Here is a 26,283-nt window from a genome sequence, read left to right as displayed (position 1 = left end):
TTACTGTTTAAAAAAATGTTGTGCTGTTAAAACAGGTATTTTAGCATGTTTATAATCCTTTAGATTACGGGTTAAGATTATTGTACAATGATTTTTTTCGGCAATATGGTATTGAATTGCATCCTCAAAATCATCAAATACATTTGTTAAACCATATTCAACATCATCCAGTTCCATTGGTAGCACATGAATATATTTTAAGAGTATCGATAAACATTCATTTGCTGAATTCTTGTCCTGCTGCTTTGATATTATATAGTATAAGTTCGCTGTGACTAATGCAGAGGTATATAAACTAAAATTTTCTCTTAAGCCAATATCAAATAACTTTGTAGCAAATATTGAGTAGGGCTTCCGGTCAAAAAACAAATCCAATAAAATATCTGAATCAATAAAAATTTTCTCAGAGGCCATGTTTCTCTTTTAGATACTCAAGCTTTATTTGCTTTAACTGTTTTTTTGAGAGATCAGATCCTTTCAATATTCCTCTTAACTTTTCTATTTCCTCAGGTATATTAAGATCCGGATCATCCTTTAAATTATCACTCTCAATTGAATTTTCTAAAAAATCCTGAATCAATTTGGATAAGCTTATATGCCTCTTTTTTGCGTATTGTTTAGCACGATACACAACTTCAGGTTCCATGCTGAGCGTTAATTTTGTATTAGCCATATCCTTTTCTTTGTACGTACAAATATACAAAAAAATATACGTGCTATTTTATCGTTCTCAGTTTCTTGCCAATCTTTATAAACGCCGCAATGGCCTTGTCCAGATGTTCTCTAGTATGTGCAGCAGATAACTGCACCCTTATTCGTGCTTTATCTTTTGGTACCACCGGAAAATAAAAGCCGATCACATAAATTCCTTCCTTTAGCAATTCTGCTGCAAAATCCTGTGAAAGTTTTGCATCATACAACATGATCGGTACAATTGGATGTGTTCCCGGTTTGATATCAAAACCCGCTGCGGTCATTTTTTTCCGGAAGTACAGAGTGTTCTCTTCAAGTTTATCCCGTAATTCTGTACTTTTCTCAAGTAAATCCAAAACTGCAATCGAAGCCCCAACAATTGAAGGCGCCAATGTATTTGAAAATAAATAGGGTCTTGAGCGTTGTCTGAGAAGATTGATCACTTCCTTAGGCCCCGAGGTAAATCCTCCTGATGCCCCGCCCAATGCTTTTCCCAGAGTTCCGGTAATGATATCTACGCGACCCATCACACCATGATGTTCATGTGTTCCGCGGCCGGTTTTGCCCAAAAAACCTGATGAATGACATTCATCTATCATAACCAGGGCATTATATTTATCGGCCAGGTCACAAATTTTATCCAGTTGGGCAATTGTTCCGTCCATAGAGAAGGAGCCATCACTTACGATTATGCGGTGGCGTAAATGTTGAGTTTCTTTTAATTTTTCCTCAAGATCTGCCATGTCATCATGGTTGTAGCGGAAGCGTTGCGCTTTACACAAACGAACTCCGTCAATAATTGATGCATGATTTAATGCGTCAGAAATAATGGCATCCTGCTCATCAAATAATGGCTCAAATACACCCCCGTTTGCATCAAAAGCTGCTGCATACAAAATGGTATCTTCTGTCCCAAGAAATTTAGAAATTTTTTCTTCCAGTTCTTTGTGGATGTCCTGTGTTCCGCAAATGAAGCGGACTGAAGCCATTCCGAAACCATGTGTGTCGAGTGCTTTTTTAGCGGCTTCAATCACCTTAGGATGAGATGCCAGACCGAGGTAGTTGTTCGCGCAGAAATTGATTACTTCCTGTCCGCCCTGAATTTTAATATCAGCACCCTGAGGAGTAATAATAATACGCTCACGCTTATATAGCCCGGCTTTTTCTATTTCCTCCAGTTCTTTCTGTAAAATCGGTTGAAGGGTCTTATACATAATTGGTTAGATTAAGGGTGTAAAATTACGAATTCTGTGGACTTTCAGGCTCTTCCTCTTTAAACTCCTCAACGGCAAAGTCAAATTTATAGCAAAATAGAGTGCCTATTCATATTATTGCCATCTTTGCAAAAAAATATACATGCGATCAGTTTTCGTATTTCTGTTGTTCTTATTAGTTTCTCATGGCTTATATGCCCAGAAAGTTATTCTTAAAGGCAAAATAACCGATACCAAAGGACTACCTGTACCCTTTGCCAGTGTGTATGAAAAGAACACCACAACAGGAACTTCTGCAAACAGTGAAGGAGAATATCAACTGAAATTAAATCCCGGAAAGCATACGATAATATTTAAAGCTATTGGCTTTAGCCAGGAATTCAGGGAGCTGAACTTGCAATCAGATCAGTTCATTTCTGTCATTTTAACCGGAGCGATTTATGAACTGAAAGATGTTATAGTACGTGCTTATTCAGAAGACCCTGCTTATGAGGTAATCAGGAATGCAATCAGAGAGAGAAACTATCATTTAAATGAGACCGATGAATACACCGCAGAAGTGTATATCAAGGGAATGCAGAAATTGCTCGGGGCACCAAAGAAATTTTTGGGAAGGAACATTGATGATCTGGGTAAGCAAATCGGACTGGATTCAAACCGAAAGGGAATCCTTTACTTGTCTGAATCTGAATCAAAGTTGAGTTATATGCAGCCTGGAAAGTACAGAGAGGTAATGATCTCTTCAAAGGTTTCGGGTAGTAATCGTGCTTTCAGCTTTAACCGTGCATCTGATATGGGAATCAATTTCTATCAGAATCTGTTGGAGATGGAGGGACTGAGTGCACGCCCCTTTGTTTCGCCCATTGCTGATAATGCATTATTTTATTATAGATACAGATTGCTGGGTACCAGTATAGAAAATGGTCAAATGATAAATAAGATCGAGCTGATACCCAAACGTTCTTCTGATCCTGTTTTCAGAGGGGTAATCTATATCCTTGAAGACAGCTGGCGCATACACAGTGCCGATCTTTACCTGACCAAGGAAGCAAACATTCAATTTGTGGATACCCTGAATATAAGACAGGAGTTTATTCAGGTAAATGCCAAAATCTGGATGCCATCTTCTGTTCACTTCGACTTTTCAGGAGGTTTTTTGGGCTTTAAATTTGGAGGCTATTACATCGCACTTTACAATAACTATGACCTGAATCCAGGGCTAAATCCTAAAGATTTTAGAGAGGTTTTAAATATTAGCCGCGAAGTAAATAAGAAAGATACGGCTTATTGGAAACAGGCAAGGCCAATCCCACTGACAGTTGAAGAGCAAATTGACTATGTGAAAAAGGAGGCTTTGGCAACAAAGCGGGAGTCTAAAGTATATCTGGATTCACTGGATAAGGCTAACAACAAATTAAAGCCATTAAATTTTCTGATAGGTACTGGTTATAATCCGCGCAATAGATTTAAAAAGGAGTATTATCAATTTGGATCTATGATCAATTCTCTTTTTTATAATACAGTAGAAGGTTTCGGAATAAATTATAGAGTATCGTATTCAAAGCAGATTGATTCTCTGACCAACAAATTCCTGCATTACACCGGGAAAGTTCGCTATGGACTGTCCAGCGAAAAGTTTTATGCAAGTTTTTCTGCCTCCATTCCACTGGAGAGTGGCAGGTTTATGTTCAGTACCGGATCAGATGTTTTGGACTTGAGCGATCAGGAGAGTATTAATCAGTTGGGGAATTCAATCAACTCATTATATTATGATCGCAATTTGCTCAAACTCTATGAATCAAGGTTTTTAAATCTATCCTATTTAAAGCCATTTGGGAGTGTACAAACCAGTTTAAGCACCGAATACTCAAACCGAAGACCACTTCGGAATACATCAGATTATACAATCAGGGATCTGACAAGAAGGGAATTTACTTCGAATAACCCTATAGTTCCAGGATCAGATTTACCAATGTTTCCTGAAAATCAGGCATTTAAAATTAAGTTTAGGGCCAGTTACGCGTTCAGCAATGATTATGCTACCTACCCTTCAGGTAAATTTTACAGGCCATCAAAATATCCGCTACTGGGGATAAATTTTGAAAGGGGGATAAAGGGACTTTTCGGGTCGGATGTGGATTATACACGGATCTCGCTCGATCTTACAAAGACAGATATAAAGTTAGGCCTGCTGGGTCATTCAGCTTTTTGGCTGGGAGCAGGTAAATTTTTAACTGCCAAGAATATATATTATACTGATTATAAGCATTTTATAGGCACACAAACACTGGGTTATACTCCCAGAGTGAATAGTTTTCTATACCTTGATTATTATAATTTCAGCACCGCTGATCAATATCTGGAAGGACATTTTGAGCATAATTTTTCGGGCTTTTTGTTCAATAAACTGCCGCTTTTACGGAAGTTAAAACTTAATGAGCTGGCTGGATTTAATTATCTGGGAACACCAGCTACCAACTCCTATTCTGAATTCTATTTGGGTATCAAATATCTGAATTTCCGTGCCTTGTATGGCTGGTCTTATTTAAAAGGTAAGAAGGCTGATTTTGGATTCCGAATAGCCACCGGTCTCTAGGTTTTAATCTGATTTGCTTGCCTGAATTCTACTTGCAGAATTTGTTTAGCAGCCTTATATTTGCATCGCATTAAACGCTGTTTGCAACAGTATCAATGAATTATGATAAAATACCAGACAATACTCTACTATTGTTATAGTAGAATAGAAGATGCGGAACAATTCGCATCCAATCACCTTCAGTTTTGTAAATCCCTGAATCTTGTCGGAAGGATAATCGTTGCTGATGAAGGGTTAAATGGAACCGTTTCTGGTACTATAGAATCCTGTAGGATTTACATGGATATGCTCCATGCCGATCCACGTTTCTCAAAAATCGATTTTAAGATTGATGATGTGGAAGAACCATCATTTATCAAGATGCATTGCCGTTACAAGGCAGAAATTGTTCATTCGGGCCTTCGTGATCCGGGCATTATCAATCCAGAAGAGAAAACAGGAATACATTTAGAGCCTGCTGATTTTGTGAAGATGAAAGATGATCAGGATGTAGTGATAGTTGATGTAAGGTCGAACTATGAGCATTCAATCGGGCGTTTCAAGAATGCAGTCACTTTTGACATTGAGAACTTCCGTGATTTTCCGGCTATGATCAATGAGCTTGCTCAGTATAAAGATAAGAAGATCGTAACCTACTGTACCGGTGGGATTAAATGTGAGAAAGCATCTGCTTTATTGCTGCATGAAGGGTTTGAAAACGTATATCAATTGCATGGAGGAATTATTAAGTATGGAAAAGAAGCCGGAGGAGAAGATTTTGAAGGTAAATGTTATGTATTCGATAACCGGGTTGCAGTAGATGTAAATACAGTGAATCCAGTGGTAATTTCTACCTGTCGCAATTGTGGTGCACACACAAGCAAAATGATTAATTGTGCAAATCCTGAATGTAATGAGCATTTTACCCAATGCGATGCCTGCGGTGAAAAGTTGGATGGTGCTTGTTCAGAAATTTGCCAGGCCCATCCAAGAAAGCGTGAGTTTGATGGGACGGGCTATTATGTTAAAGTTCCGCAACCTGTAAATAAGCAGAAATTCAAACTTTCTCAAGTTTAATAATTTAAATAAAATATGTTCATGAAAAAGCTCCTTTCCCTGGCAATTTTATCATTATTCATGCTGCAGTATTCTGCTGCACAGGATAAGTCGATGTTTTCTAAAGAGATTTTTATTGCCGGTAATGATACGCTTTTGTATAGGATGCTGCTTCCTGAAAATTTTGATCCAGCAAAGAAATATCCGGTTCTTATGTTTCTGCATGGTGCCGGTGAACGGGGTAATGACAATGAGGCACAGCTGATGCATGGAAGCAAGCTTTTCTTAAGATCGGATATCAGGAGAGATTTTCCCGCAATCGTCGTTTTTCCGCAATGTCCAAAAAATGATTTCTGGGCAAATGTAAAGTTCGGGGATGGAAAATCTGGAGATCGTTTCGGCTTTCAGAAAGGTGGGGAACCCGGTAAAGCAATGCAACTTTTACTGGGCCTTCAATCTTATTTAAAATCGCAGAAGTATACAGATAATGCCCGTTTTTATGTGGGAGGTCTTTCAATGGGAGGTATGGGTACATTCGAGATGTTGAGACGCAAACCTAAGGCTTTTGCGGCTGCGTTTGCAATCTGCGGAGGCGATCACGTCGAGAATGTAAAAAAGTACAGGAATGTTCCACTGTGGATATTTCATGGAGGAAAAGATACAACAGTTCCACTTTCAAAATCAGAAGCTGTGGTTAATGAGTTAAAAAGTCTTAATCGCCCGGCAAAATTTACAGTTTATCCTGAAGCCGGTCATAATAGCTGGGATCCGGCTTTCACAGAACCTGAATTCTTATCCTGGATATTCTCACACAAAAGGTAATTATTCGGTCTCCGGATTCTTTTTTGTCAGGCCAGGTTTGAACCTTGGTTTGTAGGCCTGCTTCGCTTGTTCATTTGATTGAGGAATTGATTCGGGTGTAATTTCCGGCTGTTTTTCCTCAGGTACCGGAATTTGTGCCTTAAACCTTGGTTCGTATATCGGTTTTGCTTTTTCCTCTGATTCCTCTTTATTCAGGCCGGTATCTTCTACCTTCTCCGGCATTTTAATGGCAGCTTTAAATCTCGGTACGTAGGCAGGAGGCGGATCAGATTGAGTGGGAAGGTCTGCTTTTTGCGCTGTTGCAGCTTTAAAACGGGGTACATAAGCCGGCTTTTCCTGATTTATTGCCTCAGTTCCTGGTTTATCTTGTGCAGAAGCAGGAATTTCTGCGATTTTGGCTTCTTCTTTAACAGGCTTTGGTTCTTCTTTTAAGTGATAGGCTCTGCGTAATTTATTAAACCAGAATTTCTTGCTATGATCAAAGCTTTTTTCGCCCATCTGAAGAAAATGGCTCTCGAATTCGGAAAAAAATATCTGCTCTTTTGCCTTAAGCTGAACAGCATCAATTTTTTTCTTGATTAAAAATTCTTCAAAGGTCATTTCAGCATTTTAAGGGTATTTATTCCGCCATATTGTGATAAACCGCCTGAACATCATCGTCCTCTTCCAGCTTATCGATCAATTTAAAAACATCTGCGGCTTGTTCTTCAGTTACCTCGCTTGTTGATTCGGCTATACGCTCAAGTTTGGCACTGATTACCGGAATATTCTTCTCTTCAAGTGCTTTCTGCATTTTTCCGAAATCTTCAAATGAAGTATGAATTACCCCGATGTCTTTCCCTGATTCATCAACTTCTACATAAAGATCCTCAAGACCAGCATCGATCAGCTCAAATTCCAGTTCATCCAATTCCATTTCTCCGGGATCAAATCTGAAAACTGATTTACGGGTGAAAATAAAATCCAGTGAACCCGTCTTACCAAGGGTGCCATTGGTTTTATTAAAATAACTACGAACATTAGCTACAGTTCTGTTGGTATTATCCGTTGCGGTTTCAATCAATACAGCGACACCATGTGGAGCATAACCTTCATAAACGATTTCCTCATAATTGCTTTCATCTTTGTTGCTGGCTCTTTTGATTGCTGCTTCAACCGTATGCTTTGGCATATTCACGGCTTTTGCATTTTGCATTGCGGTACGAAGGCGTGAATTTGCATCGGGATTTGACCCTCCGTCTTTCACGGCCATAACAATCTCTTTACCCAGTCGGGTAAATTGTACGGCCATTTTCGCCCAGCGTTTGAACTTTCTCTCTTTACGGAACTCGAATGCTCTTCCCATTTTATGTATTGTTTGTGTCTATCGTTTTTTAAAATTCATCAATTTCGCCGCTAAAATACAGGTCCTGGTAAAATTTCAGGTCTCTTCGACGATTTTTTATTTTTGCCAAATCACAAACCCTAATTTCTCGGGGTAGCTTGTTGCTTATCTCTTTAAATTCTTAAGCATAGACTCTGTCATTTTAGAGAGGTCAAATTCGGGTTTCCAGCCCCAGTCATTACTTGCACTGCTGTCATTTATAGACCTTGGCCAGCTGTCAGCAATTGCCTGACGCTGATCATATTCTGTATAGTCTAATTTGAAATCAGGAATATGTTTTTTTATTTCTTGTGCTAGTGTTTCCGGTGTGAAGCTCATGCCTGTGAAGTTATAGGAAGATCTGATATTGATTTTTTCTGCCGGTGCATCCATCAACTCAATGGTTCCGCGAATGGCATCATCCATATACATCATGGGTAATTCAGTTTCAGCAGAAAGGAAACTTTTGTAACTGCTTTTCCTGAGTGCATCATGGAAAATATGAATGGCATAGTCTGTTGTTCCACCACCTGGTGCTGCTTTCCAGCTAATCAATCCCGGATATCTTATACTTCTGATATCCAGTCCATAGCGATGAAAATAATATTCACACCAGCGTTCACCGGCAAGTTTACTAATACCATAAACGGTATTGGGATCCATCACACAGTATTGTGGGGTTTGATCTTTGGGTGAATTCGGGCCGAAAACGGCGATAGAACTTGGCCAGTAGATACGGGCTGTTTTGTATTCAAGGGCAAGATCAAGTACATTCAATAAGCCATTCATATTCAAATTCCAGGCTAATTTGGGATTTTGCTCGCCTGTTGCAGATAAAAGTGCTGCGAGCAAGTATACCTGCGTGGGCTTATATTTCTGAAATAATTGCTTCAGAATATCCTTTTCAAGTACATTGACAAACTCGAATGGGCCTGCATTTTTAATATCGTAATCAGGCCGGCGAATATCGCAGGCTATGACATTCCCATCGCCATAGTTCTTTCTTAATTCGGTGACTAATTCTGTACCTATCTGCCCGTTAGAGCCAATAACCACAATTTTTTCTAACATAATAATTGGTTTTCCTCAAAGTTAGAAAAACTGCCTTGTTTTAGTCATTAAAAATCCGAATCATGATTTATTTAAATTTAACAGCCAGCACAAAGGGCTTACTAAATTTTCTGATATGCCCATCAGTATCAAAGAATTCTGCCTTCAAAAGGTAAATGCCACCCGGAGCGGGTTGGCCATGTTCGTTATATCCATCCCAAATAAATGAACCTTCATTGTTTAATATGAAGTTCTTAAGAAGTTTCTTTATTAAAACTCCATGGACATTAAATATAGATACATTTGCAATCTTTCCGGGGCCAGGAAATTTATAATTCATTTCCAGAAGATCTTCATAGCCATCATTATCTGGAGAAAATGTTTTTGAAGCAAGTTTGAAATTTTCCTGAAATACAGGATCATCTGAATGCTGGGAATTCTTGTAGCCCGGAGTGGCAAAGCCAGACGCTGAAGTTGCCGATCTTAGATTCCCGGGATCAGTATTAGGTCTGTTCAGTTTACTGCGTTCCAAACTTACACCTTCTTTAGTCTTAAGAAGTTGAAAATGCATTTTTTCAGAATAGCTCAGTTGATCTATTTTTTGTCCTTTACTGATCAGAATAGCAGTGCCGGCATCATCATTAAATATCGGGAAGGGATCGATTTTAATTATGGACGCAGTATCTTTTAAGAAATATTCCTTTTTAATATTGCCGGGATCTGGTGTAAGTGCGATATAGTTTCCTGGTTCAATGAATACTTGCTTTTTGCTCAGTTGCTGAATTGAATTTATGCTGTCTTTGATCATTCTGGCTATTGAAAGATCTTTCAAATCAAGTGGATAATCACTGTTGTTTAAGATTTCTACAAAATCTGATCCCCCCACTCTTGGATTAAAAAGTATTTCGGTAATCAGAATATCATTCTTGCCAATATTTCTGCTAATGGTAAATTCCAGAGAATTGAATTCTGCCGGAATTATTGTGTTCTTGCAATCACTGACATTGCTTACTGTTATTCGATAGGTGTATCCTTTACTCAGTGGCTCACTGAAAGTTAATATAACCGGGTTAAAATCCGGTCCGCTTATTTGGGAATGGATAGGGTTTCCTGCTCCATTATTCAGAAAATAATTACTGTTTATGCTCGCTTTAACACTGTCTGCTGCTTTGTTAAAGGTTAGGACAATTCTCATACTGTCTAAAATTTCTACCAATTTCAACTTCACAGGTTCAGGCTTGTAATCAGACTGATACACTGAATTTTTCTTTCCGGGAGTTCCTCCGGAGCTGTCCCTGCTGGCTGTCCAGTTCTGAAAACTAAGGCAGATTGATTCAGGATCAATAAGCTCAAGGGTATATCCGCCTTTTCTTTTCTCAGAATCCCGGTACCAATTGGAGTCATACCTAAGCTTATGTATTTCTTTGCCCTTGTTATTTTTTAGAATTAAAATATCTGTTTCATTATTCAGGTCGGGCCACACCGGTAGACCAATAACTTTTCCATAAGAGAGGAAAAGTGAGGTGTCCTTTTCAGCACATAATATGAGGTAGGATTGTGCTGCAATTTCACCTTTGGTAAAGGAGTAATTTCTGCCTTGGTCACCAAAGTTTAAACCAGTGATATTTACAGAGCTTGATGTTGGATTAAAAAGTTCCACAAATTCTGCTTCTGGTAAACCCCGGCTGGGGCTTGGGTCGGCAAGAATTTCATTTATTATCAAGGGATAATCAATTTCGGGTATAGATGGGATACTGAAAGAAATTTGACTTTGCATTACTGAACTTAATTTCCCGGAACAAGAATAGAGTGAATCAGCGAAAAGTGTGTATTCTATTCCTTCATTGAATTTTTTACTGAAGTTCAGTCTTACTCCAGTGTAATCGGGTAGGATAGCTAAATTTTTTGATCTTCCAATTTCCTTAGGGATATTAAAATTGTTGGCTTTTAAAAAACTTGTATCAGGAATCTGGTTAAATAGAATACTAAGCGTGCTATCTGCAAGGATGTTGACAGACTCGATTTTTAACTCTACATCTCTGCTTAATGTGTCTCCCTGGCTGTTTTTTCTGCCGGGTGTACCACCGGAATGGTCTGTTGATGCTGCCCAGTTGTAAAAATTGGGACATGAGATTGGATTCAGATCAATTTTTTCCAGCGACCATCCGCCAGATTTTTTTAGAGCATCTTTATACCATTTATCTGAGTAGGAAACCGAATCAACAACTCGGTTTTTATGACTTTTCAAAACCAGATGGTCGGAACTATTTCCCAGCGAAGGCCAGGGTGATATTCCTGCAGTTTTACCATACACTTTGTACTGAATGGTATCTGCAGCCGGGCAAAGAATCAGGAATTCTCCCGGTGATAGCTGGCTTCTTTTTAGGCTTCCTTTGGTTTGAGTATCATTCAGACTCCATCCTTCAAGATTAAGGGTATCCTTGCCGGGATTATAAATTTCAACAAACTCTACCAGGGGTAATCTAATCTCTGGAGAAGGGTCAGCGAAGATTTCGGTAATATGAATTAATGCTGTGTCAGGTTTTTCTACAGGTGGAGGTGCTGCTGCCGGCAAAGTAAAACTCAAGTGAGAGGATGTACTTTGAATAGAATTTTCACTGCAGTCCTTTATTCCTGAAATACTCAGATTATAGGTTTTTCCTGCGAGAAATTTCTCATTAAAGGTAATTTTTAGTTGCCGGCTCTTTGAATCTTTAGTGATATTTTTGATCTGGCCAGCTGACGGTGATAGCACGAAATTCTCAAGCCGAATTGAAGTTATGTTAGCAGATTTATTAAAAAATAGTGATAAGGTAGTATCAGATTTTACGGTCAAACTATCTGCTTTAAATGGTATCGAGTCATAATTCCGAATATTTACCGAGTTTTGCTTCCCTGGTGTTCCACCCAAAGTATCTGTTGATGCCGTCCAGTTTAGAATACCCGAACACTTCGAAAAAACATCAATTCGCTCCATGCTCCAGCCTCCCTGCTTCTTTTTTGCATCATCATACCAGGTGTCTGAATAGGCAATGGAATCAACAGTTCGGTTTTTGAAACTTTTCAGAACCACACGGTCAGAACTGTTTCCCAATAATGGCCATACTGATATTCCTGCAGTTTTACCGAAAACTTTGTACTGAGTGGTATCTGCAGCCGGGCAAAGAATCAGGAATTCTCCCGGTGCAATCAGAATTTTTTTTATGCTGCCTTTGGTTTGGGTGTCATTTAAACTCCATCCTTCAAGATTAATGCTATCCTTGCCGGGATTAAGAATTTCAACAAATTCAACAAGCGGTAGCCCGACCTCAGGTGATGGATCAGCGAAGATTTCAGTGATATAAATTAATGCAGAATCAGGTTTTTCTGCAGGTGGAGGTGCTGCTGCCGGCAAAGAAAAACTCAATGGAGAGGGTGTACTTTGAATTGAATTCCCACTGCAGTCTTTTACTCCGGATATGGCCAGCTCATATGTTTTTCCCGCAAGAAATTTTTCACTGAATGTGATTTTTAGCTGCCGGATCTTTGAATCTTCAGTAATATTTTTGATTAGACCAGATGCAGGTATCAGAGTAAAATTCTCAATTCGTATAGAACTGATATTGCTGGATTTATTCAAATAAAGTAATAAAGTGGTGTCAGTTTTAACGATCATACTATCCGATTTAAAGGGTATCGAGTCATAATTCCGGATATTGACCGAGTTTTGCTTCCCTGGTGTTCCACCCAAAGTATCAATTGACGCGCTCCAGTTTAAAATACCCGGGCACTTCGAAAAAACATCAGTTCGCTCCAGGCTCCAGCCTCCTTGCTTCTTTTTTGTATCATCATACCAGGTGTCTGAATAGGAAATGGAATCAACAGCTCGGTTTTTGAAACTCTTCAGAACCAGACGATCGGAACTATTCCCCAGCGAAGGCCAGGGGGATATTCCCGCAGTTTTACCGTAAGCTTTGTATTGGCTTGTATCTGCGGCAGGACAAAGAATCAGGAATTCACCCGGTGCTAGCAGACTCTTCTTTATGCTGCCTTTGGTTTGAGTGTCATTCAGACTCCACCCTTCAAGAATAAGGGTATCCTTACCCGGGTTGTGAATCTCAACGAATTCTACCAAGGGTAATCCGACCTCCGGAGAGGGATCAGCAAAGATCTCGGTGATAAAAATTACTGCTGTATCAGGTTTTTCTGGTGGCGGCGGAGCTATTAGCGGCAAACTAAAACTCAATTGGGATGGGGTACTCTGAATCGAATTTCCACTGCAGTCCTTTAATCCGGATATGCTCAATACATAGTTTTTCCCCGCTGAAAATTTCTCAGAAAAAGTAATCCTGAGTTGTTTATAGTCTGTGTCCGGAATAATATTCCTGATGCTGCCTGCATTTGGAAGCATAGTAAAGTTTTCCTTAAGGACTGTAGATTTATCAAGATGCCGGTTGAAATAGACAGTGATTGTGGTGTCTGACAATCTGTTTATGCTATCTACTTTTGGAGATATAAGGTCGGAATTCATTACATAAACAGAATTCTTTTTCCCTGGTGTTCCTCCGGCAGAATCTACCGAAGCGGCCCAGTTAAACTGACCCTGACAAAGCGATTTGGGATCGATACGTTCCAGACTCCATCCTCCCTGCTTTTTTACGGAGCTGCGGTACCATAGATCAGAGTAGCTCAGAGAATCGATTAAGGTGTTTTGCGCATTTTTCAGTTTAAGTACATCATTGCTATTATTTAAACCTGGCCAGGGTGAAATTCCAAGAACATTGCCGAATTTTTGAAACTCAGAGGTATCTGATTTTGCGCATAGTATTAAAATGGAGCCGGGTGCGATGCTGATATTCCCCAATATTGCTGTACTTGAAGGGTCTAGAAATTTCCAGTTGTTTAAAGAGATTGTTTTATCGCCTGAATTAATTAATTCTACATATTCAACTGAGGGAAGGTCGATTTGTGGTGAAGGATCGGGAAATATTTCATTAATTATAATATCCCGGAAACTGCCATAATATGGTTTTATGTAGTTAAATGAATAGGAGTTGCCTGATTTTATCCTATTCCCATTTCTATCACTTACGTTCAGTACAGTCAATAGAAAATTTTCCGTATTCAAGGGTTCTGAAAGCCGAATTCTATATTTCTGTGGATCGGCTTCTGTATTTATTTGCACTATATGGCCTGGAAAATTATTGATATTGTAATTTGTTTTGTCTTTGACACTCAGGCTGTCCATGGCTTCACTGAACCTGACCTCCAAAGTGCTTGAGTCAAGAACAGTGACCATATTTAGTATCGGAGCTATGCTATCTGTATTCAGTATTCCAATCTTGAAATCATCAAAGAAATGTTTCTGAAAAAACGAGGCAGTTGATTGCTGTATAAAAATCCCAAAAGATGAGGTGTTAATATGGGTGTTGTCAACAAATGAACCTTCATTGACGATAATTGAATTAGTACCAATTACTTCCCTATCCAGAGTAAAAAGACCGAGATGGTTCCGGCTGACACGAATTTTGACTGTATTGTTGCTTGAGCCAACCGAGCCATTGATACCATCAATAATACGGATACTGCTGCCCGTAGAGCCTGACCTTTTGTATAAACTGATTTCATCTTCAGTATTACCTATTCTTATGAAATAACCATTGATTACCGCACTCTGAAGATCAGCTTTATCGGAGATCAGATATATATCGGCATAGTTTAAGCTCGAAGTACTGAACTGCAAGTTGATCCAGAACTCCCAATAGCAGTTTAATGCAAGTGAATTTGCTGTGCTCAGGTGGAAATTTCCGGATGCTTTATTTGATTCAGACCTCAGAAGATTGTTTATGATTTTGAAATCTCCACCCGAATTGCTGCCATTCCATTCGGGGTTTGCATTAAAATTGCCGTCCGAGAAATCGTCAACTATCTGACAAAAGCCGATATGGCAATAAAAAATAAGAAGGAGAACCAGTGTATTTTTCATTTCGACAGGTAGAAACAGAATTAAGTTAAGTCCTGTTGAGATTCTTAAAAAATAGAATGAGTATCCGGTATAAGGGGCTGCTATTATCGGTAATTTACCGTCGATTTGGGAATAATAGTAACAATTGACGTGAAAGTTGACCTGTGCAGGCAGGAATCGGATAAAAACCCAAACAATTTCCCATATTTGCTTAATTATTATATGTTTAACACTAAAAAAAATTAAAAAATGAAAGTCGCAGTAGTAGGCGCTACCGGCCTGGTAGGTTCGGTGATGTTAAAGGTTTTAGCAGAGCGCAATTTCCCGGTAAGTGAGTTGATCCCCGTAGCTTCAGCAAAGAGCGCAGGTAAACAGATCGAATTTAAGGGAAAGAAGTATACTGTTGTGACCATGGATGATGCTATAGCAATGAAGCCTGATGTGGCCTTGTTTTCTGCAGGTGGCGGTACCTCTCTGGAAAATGCTCCACGCTTTGCAGAATCAGGTACAACAGTTATTGATAATTCATCAGCATGGCGGATGGATCCTTCAAAAAAACTTATCGTACCAGAGGTTAATGCAAATCAGTTAAGTGCTCAGGACAAAATTATTGCCAATCCTAACTGTTCTACTATACAAATGGTGGTAGTTTTAAAACCATTGCATGATAAATATAAAATCAAGCGCGTTGTAGTTTCAACTTATCAGTCAGTTACCGGAACAGGGGTAAAAGCTGTTGACCAGATGATGAATGAGCGTAAAGGGATTGATGGTCCGATGGCTTACGCTTATCCAATCGATTTGAATGTAATACCCCAGATAGATGTATTTCAGGAGAACGGATATACGAAAGAGGAGATGAAGATGATTCTCGAAACAAAAAAAATAATGAGTGATGATTCAATTCGTGTAACCGCAACTACAGTTCGTATACCGGTTATGGGAGGACATTCAGAATCAGTTAATATTGAATTTGAAAATGAATTCGACCTGAAAGAGGTTCGTTCAATACTTGAAAAGGAGGAGGGAATAATCGTTGTGGATGACCCTGCAAATCTGAAGTATCCAATGCCAATGGACGCTCATGAAAAGGATGAAGTTTTTGTTGGAAGAATTCGTAGAGATGAGTCCCAGGATAAAACCTTAAACCTTTGGATAGTTGCGGATAATCTTCGGAAAGGTGCTGCAACCAATGCAGTACAGATTGCTGAATACCTGCTTGAGAAGAAACTGATTTAATTCCGATCAGAACTAAATAAAAGCCTGGTATTATTACCGGGCTTTTATTTTGCTTTGCCAATTGATCAAAATTGGCTATTTACTGACTTGCAAGTTCTATCTGCCTTTCAAATGTATTTTCAATAACTATGCTGGCTGAGCCCAGAATACCTGCACTATGCCCCAGAGTAGACAGCACGATCTTTGTGTGTTCCCTTATTCTGGTCATGCAATAGGTATTAATTGCATGACGCATGGGTATAGTAATGTATTGCTTTGCTTCTGCTATTTTACCACCAAGTATTATAAGTTCAGGGTTAAACAATTGAATAAGAGTTGCCACAGCTTTTCCTAAATTCTCACCAACCTGCGATAATATGTTAATCGCATACTGGTCGCCTTTATTTGCGGCATCAATCACAATCTGAGGTTCAATCTGGTCGATTTCCTCTTCAGATAGTGCATTCAAAAGAGAGGTTTGGCCTGATTTTATTCCTTCTTTAGCCATTCTTGCCAGAGCAATTCCCGATGCGACTGTTTCGAGGCAGCCCCTTTTACCACAATTGCACAGTTCACCATCTTTTACAAAGGGAATATGACCAATTTCACCTGCAAAACCCGACATTCCACTCTGCAGTTTGCCATCCATGATGATCCCGAGACCAATACCCCAATCCATTAACAAAACCAAAGCATCCTTCTTGTTCAAGGCAAGTCCGAATCTGCATTCCGCCAATGTATTGGTTTTAACATCATTCTGAACATAGACGGGCTTATTAAATTTTTCTTCCAGAATATCCTGTAAGGTTTTAGAATCGCCTGAACTACTAACAAGATAGGTATAATTCTTGCCTGCATTTGAATCCACAAGCCCTGGCATACCAAGTCCGATTCCCACTAATTTATTTGTATCTATTCCGGAAGATGAAATTAATTGTTCTGCAAATTCATGCAGTAGTTTAATTGCACTTTTATCTTTAGTTAGTCTCAGGGAAAAACTTTTTATCCCTGTTATATTATTGTTATTGTTGTCAAGGATTGCCATTTCGGTTTTAAACCGATCCATTTCTATACAGAGAACATAAAAGGAATTATTATGAAGGGAGTATAATTCTGGCTTCCTGCCCCCGATTGATTTGCCTTTCCCTTTTTTTTCAACAAGCCCTTCGCTAAGAAGTTCATTAAGCAGAATTATTGATGTTGGTGAACTTATATTCAATACCCTGCAGATATCAGCATTTGATTTTGCCCCTTCCGTATGTAGTAATTTTACGAGTCTGATTTTTTGTAAATATTTCTTTCTTTCAATATTGGTTAATGAGTCTAAATAACACTTTTCAAGAAGAATGGATTTCATTATAAGGGATAGATTGATTAAACATATTTACTATTAATAATTGTAATTTCATAAAGAACCTTTTTCAATAGGGAAGATCATCAGAAAGCAAGGAAGATTTTTCATAACATATGTTATAAGGAATGGCTCATAACTGAGATGTTACAAAATTGCTTTTTGCGAACAAAATTTATTAAATCCAGAATAAATATGCCTTTTCTGGTTAAAAAAGCGAGAAAAAAGCGATCTGTTTATTCTAAATAGTTTTACCTGTTATTATGTAGGTCATTTATTCCAATGTTAAGTCAATTGATTTATTTATTCCTAAAATATTGAAAAACAGCTTATTGTAAATTTTTATTAATATTTATGATATCTTTCAGACTTTAAATTCATTGGAAATTTTAATAATAATTTCCAATATTTACTTTATATTTAGTTTGAATACTGTAAAAAATGCAGAAAAGAGAACAAATTTGCGATTTTGAACTTATCACCCGTATAAAAGAGGGTGATGAAGTTGCATTTCGCATAGTTTTTGATTCCTACTCCAGTAAACTCTATTACTTTAGTCTAAGGTTCCTGAAAGATAAGGAGCCTTGTCAGGAGGTAGTTCAGGAAGCTTTCATGAGTCTTTGGATTAACCGTGAAAAGCTAGATACCCAATATCCGATTGCACCATATCTGTATACCATTACCCGCAGGCTAACATTAAATGTACTTCGTCAGGTTGCAAATTCCCAAAGTGCAATGGAAAGAATGTGGCTGAATCTTCAAACAAATACCAATGAAACTGAAGAGCTTGTTTATCTCGAGGATCTTGAGCGATTTACTGAGCAGGTATTAGCAAGTCTTCCAAAGCAGCAACAACTGGTTTATAGAATGAGCAGGCAGCAGGAGCTTAGTTATGATGAAATAGCTGAAGAGCTCAATATATCCAGAAATACTGTAAAAAATCACCTGGTTTCGGCTCTAAAGACTCTCAGGACCCAATTGCAAAAGGCTTTTTCTATACTTTATTAGAAGGAATCCCCATCTATTATTTTTTTTCAATAAATATTTATTAAGACTAGTCCTGTTTTGTTGTTGGGGTGTATTAGCAATAAATCATTTTGAGTTTTGCACAGGCGATAATGAATCAAAATAAATTAGATGAGCTTTTAAGTCTTTTTGCTGAAGGAAAAATCAGCAGGGATGAATTTGAGCACTTATTTGGTTATTTAAGATCAGATGATGATGATGAGAGCATCAATTTTGCGATCGATCAGGAGCTTGGAAAAATGAAGCGATGTGCTTCTTTGACCAATGAAGAAAAGGATGCAATTTTTCAGAATATTGTCACAAACGATAAATTTGGACAGGAACCAGATTCTGACAGGTCTGGCAAGCATGTAATCAGAGCATGGTATCAGGTAGGCGTAGCCGCAAGTATCCTTGCAATGCTTTCTATTGGCCTCTACTTTTATACCAACAGAACTATAGATACTCATGTAGCACTTTCTGAATCCGAAACCATCAAGGAAAAGGCAATAATCAAACCCGGTGGTGATAAGGCTGTTTTGACACTTTCGGATGGTTCTAAAATTATTTTAGAAGACGCAAAGAAAGGTTTATTAGCGAACCAGGCTGGTGTAAGTATTCAAAAGACTGCCGATGGAGAGTTACTGTATTCATTTGCTAAGAATGTGAATTCTGTATCCGAAACATTACCGGAGGAAGTGATTTACAATAAAATAGAAACTCCTTTTGGAGGGAAGTATCAGATTAATTTGCCTGATGGAAGTAAAGTATGGTTGAATTCAGCTTCAACTTTGCGGTTCCCTGCTTTGTTCTCCGGAAATACACGTGAAGTTGAATTGAATGGTGAAGCCTATTTTGATGTGGCTAAAAACCCAAATAAGCCATTCAAGGTAATCACTAAGGATCAGATTGTGGAAGTTTTAGGTACTCAGTTTAATATCAACTCTTATTCTGATGAAGAGACCTTTAAAACAACACTAATTGAAGGTTCGGTAAAGATTATTTATAAGGATAGAGTTGTTTTGTTAAGTCCGGGGCAACAATTTCAACCCAATATGAAATCGTCCAAAGTGATTGAGGCCGATACAGAAGAAGTAACCGCCTGGAAGAACGGCTATTTTTTATTTAAAGATGAAGACATCCAGAGTATCATGAGAAAGGTATCAAGGTGGTATAATGTGGAGGTTAATTATTCAGGAAATATACCTGATGTTGGTTTTGGAGGAAATATTTCCCGATCCAAAGATATTAATGAAGTATTAAATGTACTTCAATTAACTAATGCCGTTCATTTTAAAGTTGAAGGAAGGAGGATTACTGTTATGCGATGAAATAGACCCTTAAAAGCTAATGGTAATCTAACAAAAAAAAGCCAGGAGCGGTTGCAACGCCCCTGACCATATTCGGGTTACCAATTTAATTGTTGTGAACAAGTATTAACTAAACCCAAACGCGCAAAGATATGAAATTCTATTCATTAACCATATGTAGGCCATCTGATTACATAATAAAACTCTTGTTGATGATAAAACTAACTTTTGTTTTATTGGTCACAGCCCTACTTCAAATAAGTAGTGCTGCATCATTCTCTCAAACGGTGAGCTTAAAATTTAAGAATGCCAAACTTGAGACGGTCTTAAAAGAGATTGGAACCCAAACGGGTTACGATCTGGTGTACATTACACCATTGATAAACGAAGCCAAACCGGTGAGTATCAATGTGAGTAATGCACCCCTCAGGGATGTACTTGAAAAATCTTTTTCAAATCAGTCCCTCACCTATACTATTAGTAATAACACCATTATTGTACAGCAAAAGTCATTGACTTTATTGCCGTCTGCCCTAATCGATATCAAGAAACTTACAGAAAAGGCACCTCCTACAGAAGTGAGAGGGCAGGTTAGTGATTCAAAAGGAGAATCATTGATCGGTGTTAGTGTTAAAGTGAAAGGAACTGCAATCGGTGTAAGTACTGATGCTAATGGTCGTTATACCATTAATGTTCCGGATGGTTCAAGTGTATTAGTGTTTACCTATATAGGTTATACTACTAAAGAGGTATCTATGTCAGGCCGTACAAGCCTTGATGTAACCTTGGAGCAAAATACTGAAGCACTTCAGGAAGTAGTGGTAGTTGGTTATGGTACTCAGAAGAAAAGTGATTTAACAGGATCTGTTGTTTCAGTAACATCAAAGGATATTAAAGATCAGGCATTCTCAAACATCAATCAGGCTTTGCAAGGTAAAGTTGCCGGTGTGGCTTTCACCAGTACTTCAGGTGATCCGGGTGAGAATGTGAACGTTCGTATCAGGGGATTAAATACATTTGGAGGCTCCGGACCACTTTATGTAGTGGATGGTATGCCAATGGAGGCATCAGATATCAACAGCATCAACCCGAATGATGTTCAATCGACCACAGTATTAAAGGATGGATCTGCAGCGGCGATTTATGGTGCAAGATCTGCAAATGGGGTTATTCTAATTACTACCAAGAGTGGTGGGAATCGTGCTCCTTCAATCAGTTTTAATTCTTACTATGGTATTCAGTCTTTTAATAAATTCATTCCTTTACTGAATTCTCAGCAAATGGCTGATGTAATCAATGAGGCCCATGTAAATGGTAACTTCTTTCCTTTACAACCGGCAATGAATGATCCTAATAATCTTAAAACTAATACAGATTGGCAGGATGCTGCAATAAATCCTGCCCCAATACAGGATCACTCACTTACAGTTTCGGGTGGCACAAAGGATGCCAGTTATTCTATTTCCGGTGGTATTTTTGATCAGGAAAGTGTATTGGCATTCCGTACCTATAAGCGCTATTATTCAAGGGTAAAAACTGAGTTCAAAATCGGAAGGTTAACTATCGGACAATCCTTAATCGCCAGTAAAGAAGAGGGTCTGAATTTAAATTTTGGCAATAATCTGGATTTAGCTTACATGATGGGTGCGGCACCTACTATGCCAATTTATGATCCTAATAATGATAGCGGTTATGCCGGTCCTTCACCAGCAACTACCGGTGTGAATAACAGGGATAATATTCTTGGCCGTCGTGACATGAACAGGGCATATACATTTAACAATAAAATAATTGGAAGTGCATATGCTTCCTTTAAGATCCTCCCTGATCTGGAATATAAGCTGAATGGAGGTATGAACATGGGTCAAAGAAGATTCAAAAATTATGTGCCTCAGTTTCAGATGAATAACAGAGGAAGTAATGTAAGGTCTTTAAACACAAGTTTGAACGAGTCGTATGAATATCTGGTTGAGAATACCCTGACTTATAATAAGGTTATTAAAGAAAACTACAGGATCAATTTATTGGGTGGTTTTACTCAGCAGAATTTTTTTGGAAATGGTATTAATGGTAGCAGAAGAGATTTCCCAAGTAATGATATTCAGGTGTTGAATGCAGGTACCGGAGTGTTTACCATTGGTGGAACTGAAAATGAGTGGGCTTTGAGATCCTTCCTGGGTAGAGCAAATATTACTTTGTTCGACAGATATTTGGTTACTGCTACCATCCGTCGTGATGGTTCTTCACGGTTTGGTGATGCCAATCGATATGGAAATTTCCCATCTCTTGCTGTAGGCTGGAATGTGGATCAGGAAAATTTCCTGAAGGATTCCAAACTGATCAGCGGTTTAAAGGTCAGAGCAAGTTGGGGACAATTGGGTAACCAGGATATTGGTAACTATAGTAATCAGACTGTTGTTTCAACCAATGCCAGATATTTCTTCGGTGCTGACCAATTAGCTCCTGCAGCAGTGGTTAACAACTTAGGAAATCCAAATCTTCGTTGGGAAACAACTACTCAAACCAATATTGGGGTAGACTTAAGCTTTCTTCAGAATAAAATTTATTTCACTGCCGATTATTGGATAAAGGATACAGATGGAATTCTTGTTCGTACACCAATTTCAACAGTAACAGGATTTGCCCGTGATGCAGGACCTTTCCAAAATGCTGCTCAATTGCAGAATAAGGGTATGGAATTCTTGTTAGGTTACAGAGGAGGCAGTGGTGAATTGAAATATGGTGTTTCTGGTAACTTATCAAATGTGCGTAATAAAGTAATCTCATTAGGTACTGGTACCAGTATCATCAACCTTGTGGAAAATGTGTACTACTCAGGAACTTTTACCCGCACCATGCCGGGATTGCCAATGTCGCACTTCTACGGTCATATCAATGATGGTATCTTCCAGACTCAAGCTGAGATTAATGCACATCCAACGCAGGTTGGTGCCAAACCGGGTGATAGAAGATTTAGGGATATTAATGGCGATGGTAAAGTAGATGCCAATGACAGAACCAATATTGGTGATCCATGGCCGGATTTTGATTACGGATTTGCAGCTGATGCCAGTTGGAAAGGTTTTGATGTCAATATGAGTTTTTATGGAACCAGTGGTAAAAAGTTATATGATTCACAGGGTGTCTATCTTGAAACCATGCAGGGCGAATGGAACAATAAAACCACTGTTTTAGATCGTTGGAAAGGACCTGGTACATCAAATACCCTACCACGTGCAGTTCGTGGTGATACGAATCAGAACAATCGTAGTCAGTCTGACTATGTATTGGATGCAGATTTCCTGAGAATGCAGAATTTCCAGATTGGTTATACACTTCCTCAAAGTTTAATTAAGAGAGTGGGTGCCAGAAATGCAAGAATTTATTTTAATGGACAAAACTTATTTACTATTACCAAATATCCGAACTACAATGCGGATACATTGGGAGGAGTAGGTTTCAATGATGACTCAATGAGTCCACTTGGTTTTGGAGTAGATACAGGTTCAACTCCTATCCCCAGCGTTTATTCATTCGGAGTTAATTTGACTTTCTAATCGTTTAGATCGTAGAATTATCTAATTAATCAGTTCATTAAGAAATTAAAAATACAAGAAAATGAAAAATCTAAAATTAGGTATATCAACCATGTTAATGCTTTTGTTATTTGCAGGTTGTAAGAAGGAGTTTTTAGAAAAATCACCACCGGATGCATTGACGGAGGAAGGTTTTTATAATTCCGCAGAAAGAGCTCAGTTAGGAGTTAATGCAATTTATGTTTCTCTTCAAAGTGCCTGGAGTATTAATCTCCAGCGGATTTATGATGTGCCATCCGGTGAGGTTTTACTTTCCAATACAGTTCCTTTGGAGTATAATAATTTCACTTACTTTCCGGCACTGAATCAGATTCATGATACCTGGAGAGGATTGTATGAAGGAGTATACAGGTCTAATCTTGCCATTACGAATATTCCTGCAATTAATATGGCAGATGCCTTAAAGAATCAATATTTAGGGGAAGCTAAATTTCTAAGAGCTCTTTTCTATTTTGATCTCGTTAATATATTCGGTGCAGTTCCATTGATCACACAACCATTACCGAATACTGATGCCGCACTGGTTGCAAGAACTCCTGCTGCCGATGTGTATAAAGTTATAATTGCCGATTTATTGGCAGCAGAAGCGGGTTTGCCAGTTTCCCATAGCGGTGCTAATTTGGGAAGAGTAACTAAGGGAGCGGCTCAGGCATTGCTTGGAAAAGTTTATCTGTACAATAAGGATTATGCCAACGCTGAGAAATACTTTTTACTGGTAATCAATTCAGGGAAATATGGTTTGATGGATAACTTCCAGGAAGTATGGCACCGTAGTTTCGAAAACAATAAAGAATCCATTTTTGAGGTTCAATTTGCCGATATTGGTGGTAGTGGCACAAATGGCCGTAATGGAAGTTATCTTCCTGCAGTGAATGGAGCTACTGGTTCAGGTTTGGCTACCAAAAGAGCATTTGATGCATTTGATCCGGCAGATCCACGACGTGGTATGTCAATCTTCAAGCCAGGTGATACATTCGCTCCGAATGTTAGTACAGCCCTGTCTACATTTAGTGCGGTTTGGTCAGCTACCGGCTATGCGGTAAAGAAAGGTATGTGGCCTATTATGTACGTCAATAGCAATGGTATAAACTATCCTATTATTCGTTATGCTGATGTTTTATTGATGTATGCTGAAGCAGCAAATGAGCTGAACAAACTACCTGAGGCCAGAGCTGCTGTAAATCAGGTTCGTGCCAGACCGTCAGTGAATATGCCTGCATTAACAGCTACCGATACAGGTACAAAAGCAACCATGTTCAATGCCATCAATAAAGAAAGACAGGTTGAGTTGATGTTTGAATTCATCCGTTTTAATGATTTGAGAAGATGGGGTTTAGCTGTTCAGGAATTAGGTCCCCTGGGATATACTACCAAGCATGCCTTATTCCCAATTCCTCAGTTGGAGTTGGATATCAATCCTAAATTGACGCAAAATACTGGTTGGTAGTCTGAATTTTAAGGCGATATTTTTAGCCTAAGAAGTATAGAGGGATACTGTGAATCTCATTCACGGTATCCCTTATTTTAACATTATAATGCCGGATTTCTAAAATCGAACCCTGGCCGGGTCATGTAAAATTTTATCATGATTCACATATGTGCATAGCTTATTTTGTTTTTTTTATATTGAAAAAAGAAAATAAACGAACTCTTTCTCTCATATCAGGAGCATATTTAAAGGGCTATCCCTGATTAGAAGCTCATTTTCAAATACAGAAAACAATTACCTGTTATTTGGGTTTAATTTGGAATAAGATACATGAAACGCAGGGATGTCATAAAGTGTTTAACGATTCTGCCAATAGCTGAATTTTCTCCTTTTAAAATTGGGAAAAATTCAATTATTGATGAATCCGGATCTTTATTTAATTCCGCATCATGTAAATTATTTAATTCTGATCTGCATAAAAAAGCTTTTGTTATGGATGGTCATATACATATGATGACCAGGCAGTTACTACAGGGACTTGATATCGGAGATCGCTATCCGGATGGTCATGTTGATATTCCAAGAGCTATTGAGGGGGGACTGGATGCAATGTTCTTCTCCTGTTATACTCCGGAGCCTTATTATCCCGACCGTCATGAAGTAAAAAACACTTTTCGTGTTGTTGAACTCGCTCTTGCACAGATAGGGAAGAACAATCATCTTATTGAACTTGCACATAATGCCTCAGATATTGTCAGAATAAACCGTAGAGGCAAGATGGCAGCTTTTCTGGATCTTGAGGGAGGTTTTGATCTGGATGGTGATCTGAACATATTAAGGACTCTTTATCGCTTAGGCCTTCGATCAGTGCAGCTTACCGCTCATAACGAAACGAATGCATTTATTGATTCATGTTATGGGGAGAAGCGCTGGGGCGGATTAAATGTCCATGGGCGTGATATTGTGACTGAGATGAATAGGTTGGGGATGCTTATTAATGTAGCCCATGCATCAGATGATGCCATCCTTCAAACTGTTGAAGCGAGCAGCCAGCCCGTGATTTATAGCCATGGAGGTTTTCGTGGTATTGTGAATAGTTTAAGGTGTATTACAGATGAATGTGCAAAAGCATTAGCCGCAAAAGGGGGAGTAATCGGAATACAGTTTGGGAGCAGTTTCAATAATCCTAAATATGCCCAATGGATGGAATCAAAGCGCAAGCCCGGATCAACTGCAACAGCAGATCCAAAACAAAAAAGCCCATTAACCATTGAGGAAGTGGATCAATCGCTCTCCAAAGGACTTCCTTTCGTTAATAATGAAGTAATTCCAGACGAGTATTGGATGGGGACAGACCAGCTTGCAAGAGTAATAGATTATGGAGTTCGACTTGTTGGTGAAGATCATATTGCCCTGGGTTCAGACTTTGATGGTGGGCCACCTCTGCCGAGAGAAATAAAGGATGTAAGTGATTATCCTCAAATGACTTATGCAATGCAGAAGCTGGGGTATTCAGAGCAGCGTATTCGTAAAATTCTCGGATTGAACTGGCTGCGTGTAATACGGCAGGTAACTGAGAAAGGATGATAAAAAGGAATTGTAATGTATGGTTTGTGTGAGACAGAATCATTAAATTAAACAAATTAAAGGAAAAATT

General features: G+C 38.7%; 17 protein-coding genes. 9 read left to right on the top strand and 8 right to left on the bottom strand.

All coding sequences use genetic code 11. The features are described 5' to 3' along the window. From Q8M41_RS17430 to kbl, 3 genes are read right to left on the bottom strand one after another with little or no spacing between them, the layout of a single operon-like run. Complete coding sequence (locus Q8M41_RS17430) at window positions 1-414, bottom strand: PIN domain-containing protein (RefSeq protein WP_305366584.1); 414 nt, start codon at window positions 412-414, stop codon at window positions 1-3. Then, complete coding sequence (locus Q8M41_RS17425; RefSeq protein ID WP_305366583.1) at window positions 404-673, bottom strand: DUF6364 family protein; 270 nt, start codon at window positions 671-673, stop codon at window positions 404-406. The genes Q8M41_RS17430 and Q8M41_RS17425 overlap by 11 nt, the downstream gene beginning before the upstream one ends. A 43-nt stretch (window positions 674-716) precedes the next feature. Next, on the bottom strand, window positions 717-1,907 hold the full coding sequence (gene kbl, locus Q8M41_RS17420) for a glycine C-acetyltransferase (protein WP_305366582.1): 1,191 nt from the start codon (window positions 1,905-1,907) through the stop codon (window positions 717-719). Window positions 1,908-2,049: 142 nt separating this feature from the next. On the opposite strand from kbl, the gene Q8M41_RS17415 reads away from it, so the two are divergent. The 3 genes from Q8M41_RS17415 to Q8M41_RS17405 all read left to right on the top strand — a co-directional run bounded on the left by Q8M41_RS17415 (window position 2,050) and on the right by Q8M41_RS17405 (window position 6,360). Then, window positions 2,050-4,503, top strand: coding sequence for a DUF5686 and carboxypeptidase regulatory-like domain-containing protein (locus Q8M41_RS17415; protein WP_305366581.1), 2,454 nt, complete (start codon window positions 2,050-2,052; stop codon window positions 4,501-4,503). A 102-nt stretch (window positions 4,504-4,605) separates the two neighbouring features. Next, window positions 4,606-5,559 (top strand): rhodanese-related sulfurtransferase, encoded by a 954-nt coding sequence (locus Q8M41_RS17410; protein ID WP_305366580.1) that lies wholly within the window; start codon window positions 4,606-4,608, stop codon window positions 5,557-5,559. A gap of 21 nt (window positions 5,560-5,580) precedes the next feature. Further along, entirely contained in the window at window positions 5,581-6,360 is a 780-nt protein-coding gene (locus Q8M41_RS17405; protein ID WP_305366579.1) for a prolyl oligopeptidase family serine peptidase, read from the top strand. Here the strand turns inward: Q8M41_RS17405 and Q8M41_RS17400 are convergent, their stop codons facing one another. From Q8M41_RS17400 to Q8M41_RS17385, 4 genes are all read right to left on the bottom strand, one after another. Continuing rightward, on the bottom strand, window positions 6,361-6,960 hold the full coding sequence (locus tag Q8M41_RS17400; RefSeq protein WP_305366578.1) for a hypothetical protein: 600 nt from the start codon (window positions 6,958-6,960) through the stop codon (window positions 6,361-6,363). A gap of 19 nt (window positions 6,961-6,979) precedes the next feature. After that, a complete protein-coding gene (locus Q8M41_RS17395) occupies window positions 6,980-7,705 on the bottom strand; it encodes a YebC/PmpR family DNA-binding transcriptional regulator (RefSeq protein ID WP_305366577.1) in 726 nt (241 codons plus the stop codon). Window positions 7,706-7,849: 144 nt separating this feature from the next. Further along, on the bottom strand, window positions 7,850-8,794 hold the full coding sequence (locus Q8M41_RS17390) for an NAD-dependent epimerase/dehydratase family protein (protein WP_305366576.1): 945 nt from the start codon (window positions 8,792-8,794) through the stop codon (window positions 7,850-7,852). Between the two features lie 67 nt (window positions 8,795-8,861). Beyond that, window positions 8,862-14,738: a lamin tail domain-containing protein gene (locus Q8M41_RS17385; RefSeq protein WP_305366575.1), complete on the bottom strand. Its 5,877-nt coding sequence runs from the start codon at window positions 14,736-14,738 to the stop codon at window positions 8,862-8,864. Between the two features lie 228 nt (window positions 14,739-14,966). Between Q8M41_RS17385 and Q8M41_RS17380 the strand changes: the two genes are divergently transcribed. After that, entirely contained in the window at window positions 14,967-15,956 is a 990-nt protein-coding gene (locus tag Q8M41_RS17380) for an aspartate-semialdehyde dehydrogenase (RefSeq protein WP_305366574.1), read from the top strand. 79 nt (window positions 15,957-16,035) lie between these two features. On the opposite strand, the gene Q8M41_RS17375 is transcribed toward Q8M41_RS17380, so the two are convergent. Further along, window positions 16,036-17,292, bottom strand: coding sequence for an ROK family protein (locus tag Q8M41_RS17375; protein ID WP_305366573.1), 1,257 nt, complete (start codon window positions 17,290-17,292; stop codon window positions 16,036-16,038). Window positions 17,293-17,727: 435 nt separating this feature from the next. Between Q8M41_RS17375 and Q8M41_RS17370 the strand changes: the two genes are divergently transcribed. The 5 genes from Q8M41_RS17370 to Q8M41_RS17350 all read left to right on the top strand — a co-directional run bounded on the left by Q8M41_RS17370 (window position 17,728) and on the right by Q8M41_RS17350 (window position 26,213). Beyond that, window positions 17,728-18,294, top strand: a complete 567-nt coding sequence (locus tag Q8M41_RS17370) for an RNA polymerase sigma-70 factor (protein WP_305366572.1) — start codon at window positions 17,728-17,730, stop codon at window positions 18,292-18,294. 110 nt (window positions 18,295-18,404) lie between these two features. Beyond that, window positions 18,405-19,622 (top strand): FecR family protein, encoded by a 1,218-nt coding sequence (locus Q8M41_RS17365; RefSeq protein ID WP_305366571.1) that lies wholly within the window; start codon window positions 18,405-18,407, stop codon window positions 19,620-19,622. A 191-nt stretch (window positions 19,623-19,813) separates the two neighbouring features. Beyond that, complete coding sequence (locus Q8M41_RS17360; protein ID WP_305366570.1) at window positions 19,814-23,158, top strand: TonB-dependent receptor; 3,345 nt, start codon at window positions 19,814-19,816, stop codon at window positions 23,156-23,158. A gap of 61 nt (window positions 23,159-23,219) precedes the next feature. Continuing rightward, window positions 23,220-24,644 carry a RagB/SusD family nutrient uptake outer membrane protein gene (locus Q8M41_RS17355; protein WP_305366569.1) on the top strand — a complete coding sequence of 475 codons (1,425 nt, stop codon included), beginning with the start codon at window positions 23,220-23,222 and terminating at the stop codon, window positions 24,642-24,644. A 312-nt stretch (window positions 24,645-24,956) separates the two neighbouring features. Continuing rightward, window positions 24,957-26,213, top strand: a complete 1,257-nt coding sequence (locus Q8M41_RS17350) for a dipeptidase (RefSeq protein WP_305366568.1) — start codon at window positions 24,957-24,959, stop codon at window positions 26,211-26,213. Window positions 26,214-26,283 lie beyond the last annotated feature (70 nt).

The sequence above is a fragment of the Daejeonella sp. genome, from assembly GCF_030684675.1.
GTDB lineage: Bacteria > Bacteroidota > Bacteroidia > Sphingobacteriales > Sphingobacteriaceae > Daejeonella.
Note: the sequence above shows the minus strand (reverse complement) of the source record. Positions and strands in the feature narration are given on the sequence as shown.